This is a genomic window from Candidatus Steffania adelgidicola, assembly GCF_020541225.1.
Lineage (GTDB): Bacteria > Pseudomonadota > Gammaproteobacteria > Enterobacterales > Enterobacteriaceae > Steffania > Steffania adelgidicola.
Genome location: NZ_CP045889.1, coordinates 145401 through 165729, shown reverse-complemented (window position 1 = coordinate 165729; position 20329 = coordinate 145401). Strand labels below are relative to the sequence as shown.

Below are 20329 nucleotides of genomic sequence, written 5' to 3'. Positions count from 1 at the left end.
AAATAAATTAACTTTTACTCTTAATAATAAAGAGAAAGTTTCTTTACCAATACAACACTAGATAAATACAAAATGTTGATATAATAATATTATTATATAATAAACTCACTATAAACATGCTGACTAACGGGCATGCTACCCAGAGAGCACATTCAAAAAATATACGCGAAAAGTGAAAATATCTATTATTTAGATATATTTTGTTACAAATATTTAATGTTAAATCAAAAATAATCAATATCCCCTACATAAAGTTTTAACTAACATAATAACATTAACGAATACTTAGCTTTTTTCATGTGCTAACACACCAAAAATAAAGACTACTTATGTAATATCAGCATAAAAAAACAGAAAAACTTATGCGATTCAATTTCAGGCCATACATACAAGCATTATGTTTCCACTTTATCATCAGACTTTTTAGATCCATAATGAGTATATAAATACTCATCGCTAAAATTTATGAATGGAAATCAAACCACTAATACATTCTCATCCATCTTAGTCACCCTTTATCAAATTTATCTCCTAACCGATGAATAAAAGCAAGGATTGCATCCTATTCAAAATTAAAGCTATATCCCCTATTTTTTATAGAACAACTACTACTCGACAGGCTAATTGTTACAGTTTTTTGTTTAAAAAACGCCTTTCTAACTTTAGAACATTCCTGGAAATTATAAATAAATTCCTAGAAACGAAACTTATATCAACCAAGATTGAAGCGCTGTTTATGTAGATAGGAAATAAAAATTGACATAAACATCAGAAAAACAAACCAATCGCATCACCATAAAACATTTAATATAAATGATCGAGATCATCCATATGTCAATACAAGAATGCTATATAAAAATTATCGGACGCATACACATAATGATAAAAAAATTCATAAATCATTTTTTAAGCTCTCATTAATGCCTCGTGACATGGATTCTGTTCAGCGTTTCATATAGAGTGCTCTCTTATTGAACGCTACTTTTTGAAAAAGAAAGCATGTTTAAACATTTTCATGAACTTACAAAAGGTATTCTCAAAGATGGTTATCTTTATTCTGATAAAAAAACCAGAGCACACATAGTAAAAGTGTACTCTACGGTACAATTAAATATTGCCTTAATTAGGCTGAAGTAGTACAACTTAATTTCCATCTACGACAGATCAGTATTCAGTTTAACCTGAATTATTTTAAATACACGCTATCTGGCGAGATAGCGATACTCAACGGATAGAATGCTATAGTTTTAATTTACCTACCTAAGTTAATTACTTAGCTCATAAATTCTCTTCATTTTAAAAAAAGAAATGATACCTAATACAATTATTAATAATCTATAACTATCTACTATCATTAATAGATCTAAGTCATGAATCGTTTTTTTAAGCACGGTCAACGAAATTTTATATTATGATTTTAGACTTCGATATTTTATGTGGAGATCTCATGCGCACATTTTGGCGAATTATTTCTGGTCCATTTAAATGGGTCTGGTATTCACTGACTTTTATCCGTGAATTTATCCTAAATATATTTTTAGTGGTTCTTATTGTTTTCGGGATTGGAATATGCTTACACATTCATCACTCTTCACCAGTAGTGAAGGGCGCTCTACTCGTAGATCTGACAGGTACGATAGTAGATAAAGCGGCAATTAATAATAAATTTGGTCACCTCGGCCGTGAATTACTAGGCGCTTCAAGCAACCACCGACAAGAAAATTCGCTATTCGATATAGTCAATACGATTCGCCAAGCGAAAAAAGACTCTAATATCACTGGAATTGTGCTTTCTTTGAAAAATTTTTCCGGTGCCGATCAGACTTCGCTGCAATATATTGGCAAGGCGCTACGTGAATTTCATGACACTGGTAAACCCATCTATGCCGTAGGCGATAAGTACAGCCAATCACAATATTTTCTTGCCAGCTATGCTAACAAAATCTATCTCACACCCCAAGGTTCAGTAGATTTACATGGCATTGCAACACATCATCTGTACTATAAAACTTTACTACATAACCTCAAAATCAATAGCCATATTTTTCGTGTTGGTACTTATAAATCAGCAGTCGAACCCTTTCTACGTGACAATATGTCAGAAGATGCTCGTGAAGCCGATAGTCGCTGGGTAGATCAACTTTGGCAACATTATGTAGAAACTGTTTCGGCTAATCGGAAAATCAGCGTAGAGCGGTTTTTCCCAAGCGCTCAAGTGATGCTAGAAGATCTACGATCGGTACAGGGTAATGCAGCGCAATTTGCACTTAAATATAAATGGGTTGATAAAATCATATCACGCCCTATGATTGACGCTGCTTTAATCAAAGCGTTTGGTATTAATAAACACAATAAAGCATTTAATGCCATTAGTATTTATGATTATCAACCCACGACGACATCATCGCCACACGGTGGTAAAATAGCCGTGATTCTTGCTAATGGGGCTATTATCGACGGCTCAGAAACGCCAGGATTAGTCGGGGGGGATACGACGGCTGACCAAATACATCATGCCCGGTTAGATCCTACTATTAAAGCTATTGTATTCCGGATTAACAGCCCAGGTGGTAGCGTGACAGCCTCTGAGATCATTCGATCAGAACTTGCTGCTGCGCGAAGCGCAGGTAAACCCATAGTGGTTTCTATGGGAGGAATGGCCGCTTCAGGGGGATACTGGATATCCACTCCTGCTAATTATATTATTGCCAGCCCCAGCACTTTAACTGGATCGATTGGAATCTTCGGAGTCATTAATACACTAGAGGAGTCGCTTGATAAGATCGGTGTACATACTGATGGGATCACCACATCACCGTTAGCGGATGTGTCGATAACCAAAACTCTATCACCTGAGTTCTCTCAGATGATGCAACTTAAGGTTCAGCACGGTTATAATCACTTTCTCACCTTGGTGGCTCAGTCCCTGCATAAAACACCTGAAGAGATCGATAAAATTGGTCAAGGACACGTTTGGATTGGCACTGATGCTGAAAAAAATGGGTTAATAAACCAGTTGGGAGATTTTGACGATGCGGTAAACAAAGCTGCTGAACTGGCGAAGTTAAAGAAATATCAGTTACATTGGTATTTAGATCAGCCTAGTTTTTTTGAGTTACTACTTATGCAAACCGGCATATCTATAAACGCCTTTATGCCTCGCCTCAATCCGTCTTGGCTTCCTGTATCCGTTACGCAATTGGTGAATCAAGTGACAATGGATGCCGCTATAGGCTTTACGTGGAATGACCCGCAAAACTGCTACGCCTTCTGTCTATATTGTGCACCCATGGTACACTAGACGCTTCTACGAGAGGGAAATAAGGTCATTATCATCCAAGCCAGGGAGGAAGGTGGCGGTGGTGGTGCGCCGCCTTCCGTACGCCTCCCCTACCACTTCTGTAGACGACGCCCATTATAAACCGGGCGTCTTTTTCTTGTGCACCGATTAAAACTACACACGACTAGTATTATTTGATATGCGCCTTATAATTAATATATTCTCCATAACGTTTCGCTCTTTATGCAAAAGAAATCTATTTATATCGCCTATACGGGTGGTACTATCGGAATGCAGCGCTTACGCAATGGCTGTGTGCCGATTTCTGGATATCTTCAGGAACAATTAGCAAGAATGCCAGAATTTTACCGTTCCGAAATGCCCGCCTTCACCGTACATGAATACGCACCTCTGATAGATTCATCTGATATGACCCCAGATGACTGGGAGACTATCGCCAGAGACATCGCTGATAACTATGATCAATATGACGGATTTGTTATCCTTCATGGAACAGATACCATGGCGTTTACTGCATCAGCCTTATCATTCATGTTGGAAAATCTTAATAAACCAGTTATTATTACAGGTTCTCAGATTCCATTATCAGAGCTACGCTCCGACGGTCGAACTAATCTGCTTAATGCCCTCTACTTAGCGGCACATTACCCAATCCATGAGGTAAGTATTTTTTTTAATAATAAACTTTTACGAGGCACTCGTACTACAAAAGCCCATGCTGACGGATTTGATGCCTTTCTTTCGCCTAATCTGCCTCCACTCCTGGAGGCAGGAATCCATATCCACCGCCTGACACCATCTCAAACTCGTGGGACACAAGGTCCACTTATTGTCTATCCTATGAGCCCACAACCTGTAGGGGTAATCACCCTTTATCCGGGTTTTTCAGCACACTTAGTGCGAAATTTTCTTCATCAACCGGTTCGCGCACTAATTCTGCGTTCTTATGGTGTGGGTAATGCACCACAGCATCCAGCGCTATTACGCGAGCTCAAACAAGCCGGCGATCAGGAAATTATAGTCGTGAATCTCACACAATGCCTTTCTGGCCGAGTCGATATGGGAGGCTACGCCACAGGGAATGCTCTGGCTCAAATCGGGGTCCTCAGTGGTTTTAATATGACAGTTGAAGCCGCTCTAACGAAACTGCATTTTTTGCTTAACCAATCATTATCCTGGCATGATATCCGCCGTCTCATGCAGCAGGATCTGCGTGGAGAGTTACATTAATTAGCAAGAAGGGAAGACTCCTGGTTGAGTCCATGACTGATAAATCATCACGCATTATTTAGTATTTTTGTCTTTTATATTACTAATTCCGAATATTATAAATAGGTGCATACAAAATATAATACATTTTTCCCTAGCATATCTTTTTAATTCTTATATGGCATATTAGCTATAAAATAGTTTATAATTTAACTTGATATTATTAAGTTTAATTATCTTAGAATTAATTAAGAATATTGTTTTAACCTTCCAAGATAATTTCAGGCTTATACGCTGCTGTAATTAGCAGCGTTTCTAAGAGGCATACCGCTTCCATACATACGATCATTATTGAGGTACTGCGCAATAAATGTTTTCATATCCGCAGCATATTGATTTGATTATCAAAAAAATATACGTATAGATATTCGTTACCTCATTAACTATAATTTATATATATCTGATTACGATATCGTAAAAAATTAGAATCACAACACTTGCATCTACCACTTACACGGTCTAATAATAAAGAGCTGGTTTAACATTGTAATGCGTATATTGGTTTTATTTAGGATAGGAATACGTATTTTTATAATAAAACGTATACTTTAAAAGACCAACCGTGATATACCTGTAAAATACGGCAATATTATTATAATAATAGATGATTTTATCAAATGTGTAACGGTTTTCAGTTTGCCAATCCACGCAACTGCTATAGAATTACGTTTACCAATCGCTGCCATCCACTGACGCAATGCTGAAATAAAAATTTCACAGGCGATCATGGTTGCCGATGGCCACGTTATCCATCACGAGTGGATAATGCTCTGCAAGCAAAAGCAACGCCATTGCAACTATCACTTTATCCGCAACAGAATCTAGAAACGCCCCAAAATGGGTTGTTTGTTTCCACCGGCGAGCTAAAAATCCGCCAAACCCATCTGTCCATGCCGCCAAAATAAAAATCAGCGCTGCACAAGGCGCCGCCCACTTAAAAGGTAGATAGAAAGTTAGAACAAGAAACGATATAATGAGAAGGTGTAATAGGGTAAACCAAGTCGGTATATTCAGTTGCATAGTACTTGGATAAGTATTTAGGCAGAACAGAAATTATAGACATGTTGCTACATCACTGCTAGCGATGCAACGCATTAAAGAGTTTTCTTCTAGAAAGAACTATCATTCCTAATACTTAAACAATTTCCTCCGTGCTAGTATTATATTAATTCTGAAAATACCCATAGATTTCAGTAGTAACTGTCTACGCTTTATTTTTAACCCATCCTCAATTAATCTAGAACGCTAGTTTTTGCGTTTTTTACGTTTCTTTCAATGATGATTCATGGCATCACTGTAAGCATGATTCCGGATATATTACATCATATGTAACACCAATACATCAAGAAAAATACCCTATCCCCTGTAATTTAAAGAAAATTATTTCGAAATTAACCTACGATCTATTCTTGTTTCTACCCTAACAAATATCATGGGATGTTTATCCCAAACAACATTAAATTACTATTTACACACTGCTTTGGATACACATACCTAAACTGGTATTGACCACCATCAATCCTAATCATATTAGGAAGTTTTCTTTTCGTATCACACATTATCGTAACGACGCCGAAAAACTTAATTTAGAACGGCATACTCATGAACTGCATTAACACTTTTAATATTATATCGATAACGTTTTATAGAGATAGACTCATTACCTTTAAAGATGGAGAAAGAAAGCGATAGTCTTCTCTCCAATCATATCTAGTAAATATATAAATATTCTATTCGATCGAGCACCTTTACCTCTAACAGGGCGTTGAAAATCTGATGGACTCTTGAGTCTTGCGATAACTTGTTTACTCACCCCATCGCAGAATTAGTGTGAACAAGTGTAAAATAATATATATAATTACCTCGGGATTTCGTTTGCATGTAAATTCTCCTATCTATTTTTCACTTGCAACACTGCCAGCAAGGTATTCTCAGTCAACGTGATATCCAGTAAACTCTCCTCTGAAAAATAACGCATCTATTTACTACGCAAACAAAACTAACTGATAAAGGTTTTTAGTATTTCTGCTAATTCAACACCGACCGAACTTTAAGGAAACAGCATGAACTCTCTAATATTTTATCTTAGAAGATAAACAAAAGAACAAGAACATCCTCTCTCACAAGAGACACCAGTGATATCGAACTCTTCTCAAATATGCACTATACTACTTGAATCTAATTCCGCATACATACAGTATCTTTAAAAGATAATACGAAACTAGACCGATATATCCGATTTCTGCTAGTATTTATTATTTTAAACTAAACCCCATATATTAAAAATCTTACACATTTACCTATTTTGATACCGAAAGCAAAGATATTAAGTGATGAAGATATACACTATTCTTATAGTGCTGAATTAAAAATGGATTTTTTAAAATATAAATCTTCCTTTGACTACATCGCTACTAAAAACAATCCTAATACTGTTATTTCACATCCTTAACCTCACGATGAGATATAATGCAAGGATCACTCTCAGTACTCAGAAAAATAAAAAACATAGGACTTATCATCGCGTAATATCATTATTATGATGATATGGGTGATACCACGTGATATAATACTTCTTTGGTGCTTTATTATCTGTATAGATGATATTCAGAAATCAATATGCCGAATATTTTTTTACTAATGCTTCGGCTTTAAGGTCAGACATTTTTCCGCTCTTCGCCTTACGAACATAAATCACTCTTTTACATACACCATCTATTCTATAAGTAGAAAGTGGACTTCTCACAGTAATAAAGAATAGTTTAGCGTTAAAATCATGAGTCACTTTTTATTACATATCCTAAAATAGGATATACAGTATCTTTCATATATTAACGTTAACTGTGTATTAACTTCCTGTAGGTTGAAACAGCTTGTTTATTATTATATAACGAATAATAAAATCCATTTCTTATTTTGAGAGCCAAATTTATCGCTGTAGTACAATCTCAACATCTTTACCTAAATGGTCAATAGTTCCGCGCTAGTTTTACATCTCTTAACAAGAGTATGCACGCGCAGATACGCTCGTACGATAAAAGATCACCAATCTCTTGATACAATCAGCTCATTATATTTTTATAGTGCCATGTCTCCTCTGACCACAAAGATAATCTAACAATTCCTTTCCATTGTTTATTAGCAATTGATAAATACGGAGGAGAACAATTTATTCTCTATCATATAAGAAGTGTCACTTCAGCTATGATTTTTAATCTTATTGCGATACGTAGAACTCATTAGTGCGATCTATATCGCAACAATTGGATATATGAGTGTAAATGAAGTATTTTAGAAAAGGTTACCCATCTTGATTCTGGCAAGAAAAATAAACGAATTCCTGTTGAACACTTAATCGCGCAATTTTAATGTTGTCTGCCGCGTTTGACTAATATCCCCCACTCCTAGCATATAAAAATAACAAATTCCCCCCCCTTCAACCAGATATCATCTGTCTCAGAGAGAATTCTACTCAAGAAAAAAAGTGTTTTACATGAGGGAAAACCACACTCTTTTTATAAAGAGTCGATAGCATTATATATAGTTCTATTGAAAATATAGGCCTGACCCCCACACACCATCACGTTTTTAGAAAAACCTCTATTTATTCAGGATATTATCCGGCACTAACCCAAAACAAATACAATAAAATGATTTTCTCAAAAAATAATTAAATCTTTAGATTTGTTGTTCTCTCACAATATAGAGACATCATCACAACATTTATCCTGGACTAAATACCATGTTATCCAATACCATGAACAAGACTAAGCGATAAAATTATATATTAATTAGAAACTATATATACACTTAGTTATAAAAATACTTTCATGATCATATCGAAATAGAACAGATAACGATAAAGAATATCTCGATTGTTACTACAATATTTATTTATACAAAATAAATCCTATTAGTACTAGAAATATCTATAAACTTCATTACATAATAAAATGCGATACAGAAAAAACAGCAGCAAAAAACATTCCCAACTCCCTAAATGATTAATACTGACACGAATGGATATAGATTAAATTTTTCAGATATTGACCATAACTTGTGTTTGCCAGCTCCTGAGCCGCACGTCTTACCTCTTCATCATCAAGCCATCCGTTTTTCCAAGCAATTTCTTCCAAACAAGCGATTTTAAATCCTTGCCGCTTCTCAACCATCTGCACGCAGGTACTAGCCTCTATCAGGCTGTCATGGGTACCCGTATCTAGCCAAGAAAAATCGACTCCGAGTAGCTCGACCTTCAGTCTATTCTGCTCTAGATACATTTGATTAAGAGAAGTGATCTCTAATTCACCACGTACTGATGGCCTAACCCGTCTAGCAAAATCAACTACTTGACGATCATAGAAATAAAGACCCGTTACCGCCCAACATGAGCAGGGGCGAATCGGTTTTTCCTTAAGGGAAATAGCATGAAAATCGTCATTAAATTCTACCACACCGAATCGTTCAGGATCCATTACCTGATACGCGAAGAGTGTTGCACCCTGCTCGCGAGTCGCCACCTGCCGTAGCATAGGAGTAAACCCCTTACCAAAATGGATATTGTCGCCTAACACTAGACAGCAGCAATCATCTCCAATAAAACTTGCACCAATTAAAAACGCCTGAACAATACCATCTGGATTTGCCTGAGGGGCATATGTTAGACGAATCCCAAATGCTTCACCAATCCCGAGTAACCGTTTAAACAACGACATCTCTTCCGGGGTAGTAATAATTAGAATGTCTTGAATCCCTGCTAGCATCAATACCGACAAGGGATAATAAATCATTGGCTTATCATATATAGGCAATAGCTGTTTGGAAATGCTGCGAGTGATTGGATAAAGACGACTACCTATGCCACCTGCTAAAACAATACCTTTCATCTTTCTCCTAACCTTACTGGCGGGGGCCAAGACCAAGACGTTCACCGTGATAACTACCGTCTAAAACCCGCTGCCACCACGCACGATGGGTTAAATACCACTGCACGGTCTTAGCTAAACCACTTTCGAACGTTTCTTTAGGCTGCCAACCTAACTCACGAAAAATTTTTTCAGCATCAACTGCATAACGCCGATCGTGCCCCGGGCGATCTTCTACTAACGTAATAAGTTGTCTAAATGTCGTGACACCGGGAGGATGAGGCGCGCCAGCCTGTTCCAGTAACGCACATAGTGTTTCTACTACCTCTATGTTACGACGCTCATTATGACCACCAATCGTATAGCTTTCCCCGGGAAGCGCGCGGGTTACCACCTGATAAAGAGCGCGGGCATGATCCTCCACATACAGCCAGTCCCGAATTTGTCTACCATCGCCATAAACTGGTACTGGCTTATCTGAAATCGCGTTAATAATAATCAGTGGAATTAACTTTTCTGGAAAATGATACGGACCATAATTATTGGAGCAATTAGTCACTAGGACTGGTAAACCATAAGTTCGCATCCAGGCGCGAACCAGATGATCGCTGGCAGCTTTTGTAGCAGAATACGGGTTGCTAGGCATATAAGGCGAACATTCATGAAAGCGGGTACCGTTATCGGGCAGATCACCGTAGACTTCATCGGTTGATATATGATGGAAACGAAAGGAAGCACGCTTAGCCTTAGGCAAGGACTCCCAGTATCTAAGAGCCGCTTCTAAAAGAATAGCAGTACCCGTAATGTTCGTATCAATAAAAGCCGAAGGACCGTCAATAGATCGATCAACATGACTTTCCGCCGCTAGATGCATGATGGCATCGGGCTGAAAGTCTAAAAGTAATAATGCTATTGCCTTACCATCACCAATATCAGTACGAGTGAAATAGTAATGAGGGTGAGACGCGACCGCCGCTAATGAGTCAAGGTTACCAGCATAGGTCAATTTATCTACAACCAGTACTCTATCCTCGGTCGTCCCGAGGATATATCGCACCAACGCCGAACCAACAAATCCGGCACCTCCGGTAATTAATAACCGCTTCATAACCACACCCTCCCGCGCATCCGCCATACAGCGCTGATAAATCGCATATAACGTAAAGATAAGGCACTGACGATGATTTGTAGTAATAGTAATCATCGCATATACCAAAAAGTGTGTGTTGTTTTTTTTAAAAAATTCAAGTATAAACTTGTGGCAATATTTCATAAACTCCAATGGAATTTATTGCAAAAAAACAATTACGACAATCTTTATTATTGAATTAAATATATCGATATAGTATAGATTTTTCTTTTCAGAAAAGAACTATAGTAGTATAGCCCTACTAGATTCTCTATAACCCTATATGCAATTACTTAATTATAGTATTTCTCTTCGAATGTAATGGTGAGTTAAGACTGTACTTTATATCACGCTTTACCTAAAAGCCACCGAATACCTGTATTTCTATAGAGATGTGTTTTTATAAAACATACAATTAACTGTTAATGCCTTTCAATATAGCTTGAATGTATCTGATATACAATCATATCAATACTTCGTGAAAAATTTACAAAAGAGAAACCGTAGCATTCTCCAACTGAACTTTACAGGAAAATATGACACTCCATCCTATCCAATAATACATACTTATAAACATTACATCTTAATTATTTATATAACATTTCTAGAAGATTTTTTATATTTTTAAAAAATCAATCCGTAATTTTTAAAGTCTTTTTTAGCGTAATTTTAATGGTTTCTGTTTTCTTTTATACAAAATATTATTTCTTATCTACGTAAAAAGAACATTAACTAAGATACAGAACGGTTTGGAAATAAAAATATTCCCTATTTTCTTTCTTAAGAAAGAAAATATTTACGAAGTAATTTATCCGCTGTTTTATCAAAAGATAGATCTGCATCACTCAACCATAAACAATTATAGTTATAATTTTTAATTAAGATTACTTTTGATATTGGAAAATAATCACTGCAAAGATACAATAAAACTTCACTAAAAATTCTTCTATTCTTCTATTCTTCTATTCTTCTATTCTTCTAAAGAAGATACTTCTTTAAGTATGGAATTTAATTCCTACCATATGTTCTTCTTGATCCTCTCTCTCAGGAGTCTTTACATCATCAATAGTACTAAGTAATTAAGGTTAATTATTAAAGAATGCCATATAATAGTCACAGACTAAATAATACAGAAAATACGATACCATTTCTAATTTACTTGCTTATGCATCTCCATTAACCTTACAGTGCTCTCTATACTCTGATCAGAGTATCTTATTATGTTTAATAGTTATTATGATTCCGATAATCTAACTATTTCTAGATCCTGCTAGGATCTGTAATAATGACTATTACATAACCGATTAGATTAAACAAATAATAATTTCATGCATCTATAAATCGCGCATTAGAAATATCGGAAATCATAAAACTTCTAGAATCGTTGCCGTTAAGAACAACGATGCATTGGTAATAATTTCGATAGTTGAAGAATTTTACTTAATATACGCCGGGACGATATACATGCCATTTAATTATTAATACAACCTTGAAGTCTGTATTCAGTATCTAAAAATATTTTATGGAAAATTGAAGAAAATATCACCCTCTTTTGTAGACTAACATGCCGTCTCCTTGCGACCTATTATAAATAACCGTATACCTATTGTTTATTAGTAATTACCATAAGTTAAAATATTAATAAACTCTTCTCGAAAAATATTACACACGTTATCAACAGACATCAAAACAATATTGATTTAGGATACCAGTAGTAAATTTAAATTCCCATTTTTAAATAAAGTCTAATTCAAGGAAAATAGGATCAATGTAATGTAATATAATAAAATATAATAATATACTTCTAAAGCTGGTAATGGTAATACCAACTAGAAAAATATAATTTAAAAATCTATCCAAACGTCCACAAGCATTGGTTTCTACCAATGAATATAGAGCTACAATTTTGCCAAGACTCTTGGAGAGGATATTATATATATACTTTCATAGCGAACGATTACAAACAGCCCTAAAAGGGGAATAATATAATAATCTCTCAGATATCTCACACAGAAAGATCTTAAAATCCTGACAATTATTCAGAACTAGAAACAGTTATACAAATGGCGTTTAGGCATTTATCAAAAATAAAAAAACTTTAAAGATTCTGCCAAAATTCTAAAAATAAGCGGAAACTTAAAATACAATAGATACCATCCCAAAATCAGTAGCATATCTAAAAAAACGCCGGTCGGAACAATAAAAAAGGTAAAGGTAGGCGACAAATATTTAATCTCCCTTATCCTATCCCAGAGCCTATAAATACGTATTCCATTATCTAATGAGCACTTATCGGAATAATAAATATTTTCTTATATAACGGGAAGTAAATATTGGCAAGGTGCCATTTTTGGCATTTCTCTTATAAATAAAGTCACCAAAATTCTTCACCTATTGAATTAGCAATTGAGAATAACTAAACATTTTAAAAAACTGATATTTCAGAATATAGATTCAATAGAAATCGTTTCTAACGAAACAATGTAAGTAGTATATTGAATTTCAGTTTATCGCTAATAACAATAATAAATCATCCCTGGCTACATGAAACTCACTTCTTTACTTCTACAGTAACATATCGATTAATCTTACAATATTGTAAGGAACACAAAGACTATATACGCTCTCTATATTATGATAAATTCGAAGGTCTTCGCAGGAGGCAAAGAAGAACTTAAGATTTCTAGTCTTTTTCACTTCAATTCCTAAAGTAGAATTTTCCTATACCGCATAAATCGTCGCTTGCTTCGCTTAACAAATTGAATCAAGCGAATCGGACACTTCAACACGTAGCCGTATACTAATAATACCCCGAGCCAGAGTAACAACATGACCGACTCGGGTAAATGCAGCCAACGTTCTCCAGCCATACCAAAAAATGCTAGCTGAGCGGCGGTAAATGTAATGATGATAAAGGCCTGCCGTTCACTAAACCCTGCACGCATGATTAAGTGGTGAATGTGCTGCCGGTCAGGCGTAAACGGACTCATTCCTTTTCGAAGACGGCGGTAAATAATAGCTATCATATCCATTAGGGGTATGGCAATAATCCATAACCCAGTTACCGGATTCATTGGATGCCCCCACCCTTGAGTGCTGTAAAGCAAAAGCCAGATAATAGTAAACCCGATCATAGTGCTACCAGAATCCCCCATAAACACTTTATAGTGCTGTCCGAAAAAACCAAGATTAAAAAAAATATAAGGCAACACGGAAGCAATCATGCCAAAGCACAATAGTGCTAATCGAGCATGATTTTCCAGTATGAAAAAGATACCTATCGCACTTAAAGACACGCAGGACAGTCCGCCTAAAAGGCCATCAATACCATCCACCATATTAAAAGCATTAATTGCTGCCCATACAGCAAAGAGCGTCACCAAATATCCCCCAGGTCCAAGAATGACCTCATATGGTCCAAAGATATATCCTAGGCTATTAATATACTGACCGCTATACACCATCATAACCACCGAGACTAGCGCTTGAATAATGGTACGTACCAGTACGCTAATATCAAACCGATCATCAAGTACGCCAGTCACAACCAGGATACCGGCACAAATAAGATACAGATCTACATGGGGAATATAATGGTTTATATAGAGACAGGTAAAACAAATACCGGCGTAAATAGAAATACCACCGACAAGAGGTATTTGCCCTTGGTGCCGTTTACGGTGGTTTGGTTTATCAAGAAGTCCTGTTTTTTTGGCAACCTTGCGCGCTAAAAATAAACAAACCAAAGAAAACAGAAAAATAGTAACACAATGCGTCACCATGTTTGAGGATTCAACTCTAATGCCTTTACAATCACTAAATTTTATAAAAACCAATCACGTTTCTATTATCTTACTCGTCATCTATCTAACTCTTTGTTAGGTGGAAAATAAAGAGTATCCACATACACCAAGGAAATTAAAAACATGTGAAATCAAATTAACTAAAAAGAGGACTATCTAAGAGGAATCAAAAACGAAAAACGCCACGATATCATGTGGCGATATATTTATATATATTACGAACGTTTCATCATATCAAAAAAATCATCGTTGGTTTTGGTCATGGCCAACTTATTTATCAAAAATTCCATTGCATCAATTTCACCCATCGGGTGAATAATTTTACGCAAAATCCACATTTTTTGCAGCTCTTCTTGAGTAGTTAGTAATTCTTCTTTACGGGTACCCGAGCGGTTATAATCAATTGCCGGAAAAACACGTTTCTCGGCAATTTTTCGTGATAAGTGCAATTCCATATTGCCTGTACCTTTAAACTCTTCGTAAATTACTTCATCCATCTTTGAGCCAGTATCAATTAATGCAGTAGCAATGATGGTCAAGCTACCACCTTCCTCCATATTACGGGCGGCACCGAAGAAACGCTTCGGCCGATGCAGCGCATTAGCATCTACACCACCAGTCAATACCTTACCAGAAGCCGGAACAACAGTATTGTAGGCGCGTGCTAAACGAGTAATAGAATCAAGCAAAATAATCACGTCCTTCTTATGTTCTACTAGCCGCTTAGCTTTTTCTATTACCATTTCTGCAACCTGAACGTGACGAGACGCTGGCTCATCAAAAGTTGAAGCAATAACTTCACCTTTTACTAAACGATGCATTTCAGTCACTTCCTCAGGACGCTCATCAATCAGTAGTACCATCAGCACACAATCCGGATGATTATACGCAATACTTTGAGCAATATTTTGCAGAAGCATAGTTTTACCGGCTTTCGGCGGTGCCACAATTAACCCCCGCTGCCCACGACCAATCGGAGAGGCCAGATCCAAAACGCGTGCAGTTAAATCTTCGGTAGAGCCATTACCACGCTCCATGTGTAAACGCGAATTAGCATATAACGGAGTAAGATTTTCAAATAAAATTTTGTTCCTGGCGTTTTCTGGCTTGTCATAATTAACTTCATTTACCTTCAGCAAAGCAAAGTAACGCTCGCCTTCTTTCGGCGGACGAATCTTGCCAGAAATAGTATCGCCAGTACGTAAATTGAAACGACGAATTTGGCTGGGAGAAACGTAGATATCATCAGGACCAGCAAGGTAGGAACTATCACTGGAGCGGAGAAAACCGAATCCGTCCTGCAAAATTTCCAATACACCATCGCCGAAGATATCCTCGCCACTTTTAGCATGCTGTTTAAGGATAGCGAAGATGATATCTTGTTTACGCATGCGGGCTAAGCTTTCCAGCCCAATATTCTCGCCAAGAATTACTAACTCTGAAACCGGCGTATTTTTTAGTTCGGTAAGGTTCATAATGGTGGGTTCTTAAACTCGGGGTATATCTCGAACTGATTTTGTGGATGGTATGGCAGCATAAAACCATACCTGTCTATAGCATTTAATCCCGGTAAATCCCGCTTTGACTGATTAATAGCGATCTCATACAATACATATAACAATAAAGACTGAGATTAATAATGCCCATTATAACGGATTAAATAAAACACACCTAGTCTGACGCTTTCATGCGTCATGTTTGGTGCTTGCCTACAACGGGGTAGGGGCAAAGAGTCAGACCCAGATCTAAACCGGAGGTAAGATCACAATGCAGTATCAGTAAACTTAACACGCTTCTTGATAGTCGTCTAGCGATCAAGCTAAGAAATCCTTAATAGGGGATTTCCTACCGAAGAAGATTAGCAATACTTTTTATGGATTTAAGTTTAGAAATTCCTTTATCTGTCCTCTAGATAACGCACCAATCTTGCTACCTATTACTTTCCCATCGCGGAATAATAACAGAGTAGGAATACTTCGAATACCATACTGCGATGTAGTAGTTGGATTTTCATCAATATTCAATTTAGTAATAGTTAATTTCCCGGCAAATTCATTCGCTAATTCTGTTAGAATAGGTGAAATACTTTTACAAGGACCACACCACTCCGCCCAGAAATCGACTAAAAATAATCCTTTAGCCTGTAATATCTCTTTCTTAAAACTACTATCACTTACTTGAATAACGGTATCGCTCATATTAACCCCACAACATCTTTTTTACTTAAATCGGTTGATTGGATATGTGCTATACATTTTTGCATGAAATGCAAAACAGATAGATCGCGTCCATAGATACACTATCTCCGATAGATTACACTATGATACATATTTAGTTTTCTATCTCTATGAGATAGAGAATACATGACGTTTTTTATATCGTTTGTATTATACCATACACGATGCTTTCATAGATCGCGAATATGCATGATAGCCTAAAATTAATAATAAAAATACAAAATTATAAATCAAAATAAAGAGATACATTACAGAATGAGTTTATAAAAATTAAAATACTAACTTTATCATTATATTTCATATATAGCAATAAAATTACTCGACAATCTCTTTTTAGAGATTATAGGTTAGGGAGGTCATCCTTACTAGAGGATGAAGGCGATGCAATAATCTTATTATCCATCATATCCACATCTTTACAAAACTTAAGTTTTATGAATAAAGTATCTTACTTAAGTGGATTGAATTAAATCAATCCATTTCTTTCCATCCAATAGTAAACGTATTGCATAATAAGATTATTGTAGACTACATAACCATATATATCATCAATCAATTCCAAATTGTCACCCTTTAAATATAGATATTTTTCTTAGATTAATTATATAAAAAGAATAAAATTCTTGAGTAATACTTAACATCTAAGGGTACAAAACATATTTTGACAGTGCTCTAAATTAACTTATAGGAAATCAAGAATCATAGTTACAATGATGGCTAACAACGAATCTCTCATAGATTACAAATCTACTCTGTGAATTTTACCATATCTGCTTTAAATAAATGTGGCGCATGAACCATACCTCTGTTTTACAGAGATTCATTCAAACCTCTTCACTCGCAGGATCTATAGCCACAATACGCTGGCGTTATAAAAAATTCAGCATTCTTAGGAAACCACTTTCCTTTTATAGAAAGTTTATTGCACTTCTACTTCTTCGAAGTCTTAGACTTAGTTTGTATATCTTCTTTTGTACAGATGCTTGACTTCTTGCTTATATTACATGCTATGTCAACTGTTAAGATGACGTAAAGTACAGTACTTTAGATCTAACCCTATTAAATTATTTTTATATAGTTAAGAAACTCAACCAGTTTCCGCACGTATCAAGAGTATTATCTATACTTAATAGGTATAAAATGCTCATTTTAAATACAATCAGATTTTTAATATTCATCAATAATCAGTTTAGATCTCTCATCACACCTCAAGAAAAAACATGAAATCCACAAAATTAACTAAAGTGAAGCGATATTCTTAGAACCAAAAAATCATCTTTCCATGAAAGATCACCAAAATATGCGTAGAGGATACTGTTGTTTATTCTAATAAAAATACTCTGTTACCCTCAAATGACTCTGAACTATTTACATACCTTGTGGTCTTCGTAGAAGAAGGCGCATAATATGTATTTCATTACCTTAATAAACTATTGAGTCAAGATTATGATCCATATTACAGATTCTGCCCAGGAGCATTTTGCTAAATTACTAATCAATCAAGAGGTTGGAACCCAAATCCGCATCTTTGTTATTAATCCTGGTACACCCGATGCAGAATGTGGCGTGTCATACTGCCCATCAAATACAGTAGAGAGCACTGACACCGAGCTGAAATTCGATAAATTTTCTCTTTATGTAAATGCACTTTCCATTCCTTATTTAAGGGATGCAGAAATTGATGTCGTTACATATCAGCTTGCCTCCCAGCTAACGCTGAAAGCTCCTAACGCTAAAATGCAGCAAATAAGTGAAGACGCACCGCTTATTGAACGCGTGTCACATATGCTTCAACTCCAGATCAATCCGAAGCTTCTGAGTCACGGAGGTCAAGTAACTTTAATAGATATTACCGATGATATGCTAGCGATCTTACAGTTTGGCGGGGGATGTAATGGATGTGCAATGGCAGATTTCACCCTGAAAGAAGGGATCGAAAAAGAAGTTTTAGCAACCTTCCCTGAATTGAAGGGGGTACGAGACTTGACAGCACATCAACATGGCAAACACTCTTACTATTAAAAGCGCGCAGATTCTGCTAGACTTTTTACGAAAACGTTAATACTAGATTAATAATCGTCCATAGAATATTTTCTATATAATGTTTGTATAAGACATCACCAAACATTCTCTATTCTAACTTAATTATTGTTTAGCAAGTACTAACGATTAAACTTGAGACGCAATATTATTGTAGATAATTATCTAAATTTAAACATCAAAGCTTTAATTATGGATATGTTACATATTTCTACCTACTTCATCTAAAAGGTCTAAATATCTCTAAATTTACTAGAAATCAATCGTTCAAGATAATAAAGTTAAATACGACAATATATCTCAATTGTTTACAATTGATAGTATCGCCTATTCAAGAGAGATTCCGATGGTTTCCCTAAAATATTTTCTCTCTCTTGAGAGATTTGCTAGGAGCAGCCCCGAATTTCTACATACTACGTATCCTGATAATTCTCATAGAACATAGCTAATATACAACACTTTTGATATCATCGTAATTGAATTACCACTCATGAGCATTGATTCAATATCAACAAACAATATTAAAAAATTATAAAATATTTCTATCCCAAATTCATATACAGTATTCGTGGAATAATATAAATAGGAATTCTTAAAAGTTAGTATGAGCAGAGAATACAGTTTGATCCTATTATTTTATCCAGAGATAAATATACTAAAACGGTTTTTAACCGTATAAAAATATGCCAGAAGAGCTAGAACTTCTATTCTAGACGTAAACCTTCTAATCGTACTACCATGATATTCTTAACTCCATAAATAAAATATGAGCCAAATTAGGCTAAAGTATAAACCTATCTATCAATCTAAATTATATCGTTGGATAATTAAATCCAAACATATAACAAGAAAAAATAATTCATGTAGATGAATACTACCTACTTTACAAATTTCAGTTATCTCTCAAATTGACATAGAAAAAATACCCCTTGCGATATATTAGCATTTTTTAATTTAGATAGATTAATGCAACTCTAATAGTCTAGATATAGACTCACTCCTTATACTAAGGTGAATTAAATTTAATATCATTATACTCATTAAACACCGGTCACTTACATATACGCTACCTTTAAGTCATACCTGAAAATATTGAGTTATATTACAGATAGAAAAAGCTTAACCATATATATCTAAAACTCTTATTAAAACAGATATGCACGAGTCTGTCTAAATAGGAAGCCATCCACGTCATATCTATTAACCTTAAATGTAATTTCGATCTATTATTAAAAAACACACTTAATTTAACTCATATCCACCTCGCTAGCGATATGCTAGTCATAAAGATGACTCTTATTAATCCATAACTCATTCTTATTACATTAAACATGTCATCGAATTATGTTTTTGGAACAAAAATTTTAAAAATACGATAGCCATTCTTAACTCTACAATATTTAGTTAATCGTAAATAATTCATGGAACTATGCTGGGTTACATGAGGGAAGCTAAGCGTACAAAGTACTACTTGCTAAACGGATTTAGCGATAGCGCTGCTATTTTCACTTCTTAGTCAACACCTTCCCAAAATATCATCTCCTTTCAAATCATAAACCACATCATGAAATCATGCCTATTTATTATAAATTGACGAACTATATCATCAACACGATGCTGGAACATAGCATGATATTTTCTATTCACGACACTTTTAAAAAATCTTACACCCCAAAATGGGATAT

At 35.5% G+C, this 20329-nt stretch carries 8 protein-coding genes and 1 pseudogene; 3 read left to right on the top strand and 6 right to left on the bottom strand.

Annotation, left to right across the window (positions count from 1 at the left end; translation table 11 throughout):
• Nucleotides 1-1447: 1447 nt before the first annotated feature.
• Nucleotides 1448-3301, top strand: a complete 1854-nt coding sequence (gene sppA / locus GFK82_RS00395; RefSeq protein ID WP_226810977.1) for a signal peptide peptidase SppA — start codon at nucleotides 1448-1450, stop codon at nucleotides 3299-3301.
• Between the two features lie 222 nt (nucleotides 3302-3523).
• Nucleotides 3524-4531: an asparaginase gene (ansA, locus tag GFK82_RS00390; protein WP_226810976.1), complete on the top strand. Its 1008-nt coding sequence runs from the start codon at nucleotides 3524-3526 to the stop codon at nucleotides 4529-4531.
• A gap of 653 nt (nucleotides 4532-5184) precedes the next feature.
• Here the strand turns inward: ansA and pgsA are convergent.
• The 6 genes and pseudogenes from pgsA to trxA form a co-directional block, all read right to left on the bottom strand.
• Nucleotides 5185-5590, bottom strand: a pseudogene (pgsA, locus tag GFK82_RS00385) (CDP-diacylglycerol--glycerol-3-phosphate 3-phosphatidyltransferase); the annotation flags it as partial.
• A gap of 2984 nt (nucleotides 5591-8574) precedes the next feature.
• Complete coding sequence (gene rfbA, locus GFK82_RS00380) at nucleotides 8575-9456, bottom strand: glucose-1-phosphate thymidylyltransferase RfbA (RefSeq protein ID WP_226810975.1); 882 nt, start codon at nucleotides 9454-9456, stop codon at nucleotides 8575-8577.
• Nucleotides 9457-9469: 13 nt separating this feature from the next.
• Nucleotides 9470-10543, bottom strand: coding sequence for a dTDP-glucose 4,6-dehydratase (gene rfbB / locus GFK82_RS00375; RefSeq protein ID WP_226811313.1), 1074 nt, complete (start codon nucleotides 10541-10543; stop codon nucleotides 9470-9472).
• A 2726-nt stretch (nucleotides 10544-13269) separates the two neighbouring features.
• Nucleotides 13270-14346: a UDP-N-acetylglucosamine--undecaprenyl-phosphate N-acetylglucosaminephosphotransferase gene (gene wecA, locus GFK82_RS00370; RefSeq protein ID WP_226810974.1), complete on the bottom strand. Its 1077-nt coding sequence runs from the start codon at nucleotides 14344-14346 to the stop codon at nucleotides 13270-13272.
• 236 nt (nucleotides 14347-14582) lie between these two features.
• Nucleotides 14583-15842, bottom strand: coding sequence for a transcription termination factor Rho (gene rho, locus GFK82_RS00365; protein ID WP_226810973.1), 1260 nt, complete (start codon nucleotides 15840-15842; stop codon nucleotides 14583-14585).
• Nucleotides 15843-16238: 396 nt separating this feature from the next.
• The gene (gene trxA, locus GFK82_RS00360; RefSeq protein ID WP_226810972.1) at nucleotides 16239-16565 is read right to left on the bottom strand and encodes a thioredoxin TrxA; all 327 of its coding nucleotides are present in this window, start codon (nucleotides 16563-16565) and stop codon (nucleotides 16239-16241) included.
• A 1485-nt stretch (nucleotides 16566-18050) separates the two neighbouring features.
• Here trxA and nfuA point away from each other — a divergent pair.
• On the top strand, nucleotides 18051-18626 hold the full coding sequence (gene nfuA, locus GFK82_RS00355) for a Fe-S biogenesis protein NfuA (RefSeq protein ID WP_226810971.1): 576 nt from the start codon (nucleotides 18051-18053) through the stop codon (nucleotides 18624-18626).
• Nucleotides 18627-20329: the final 1703 nt, after the last annotated feature.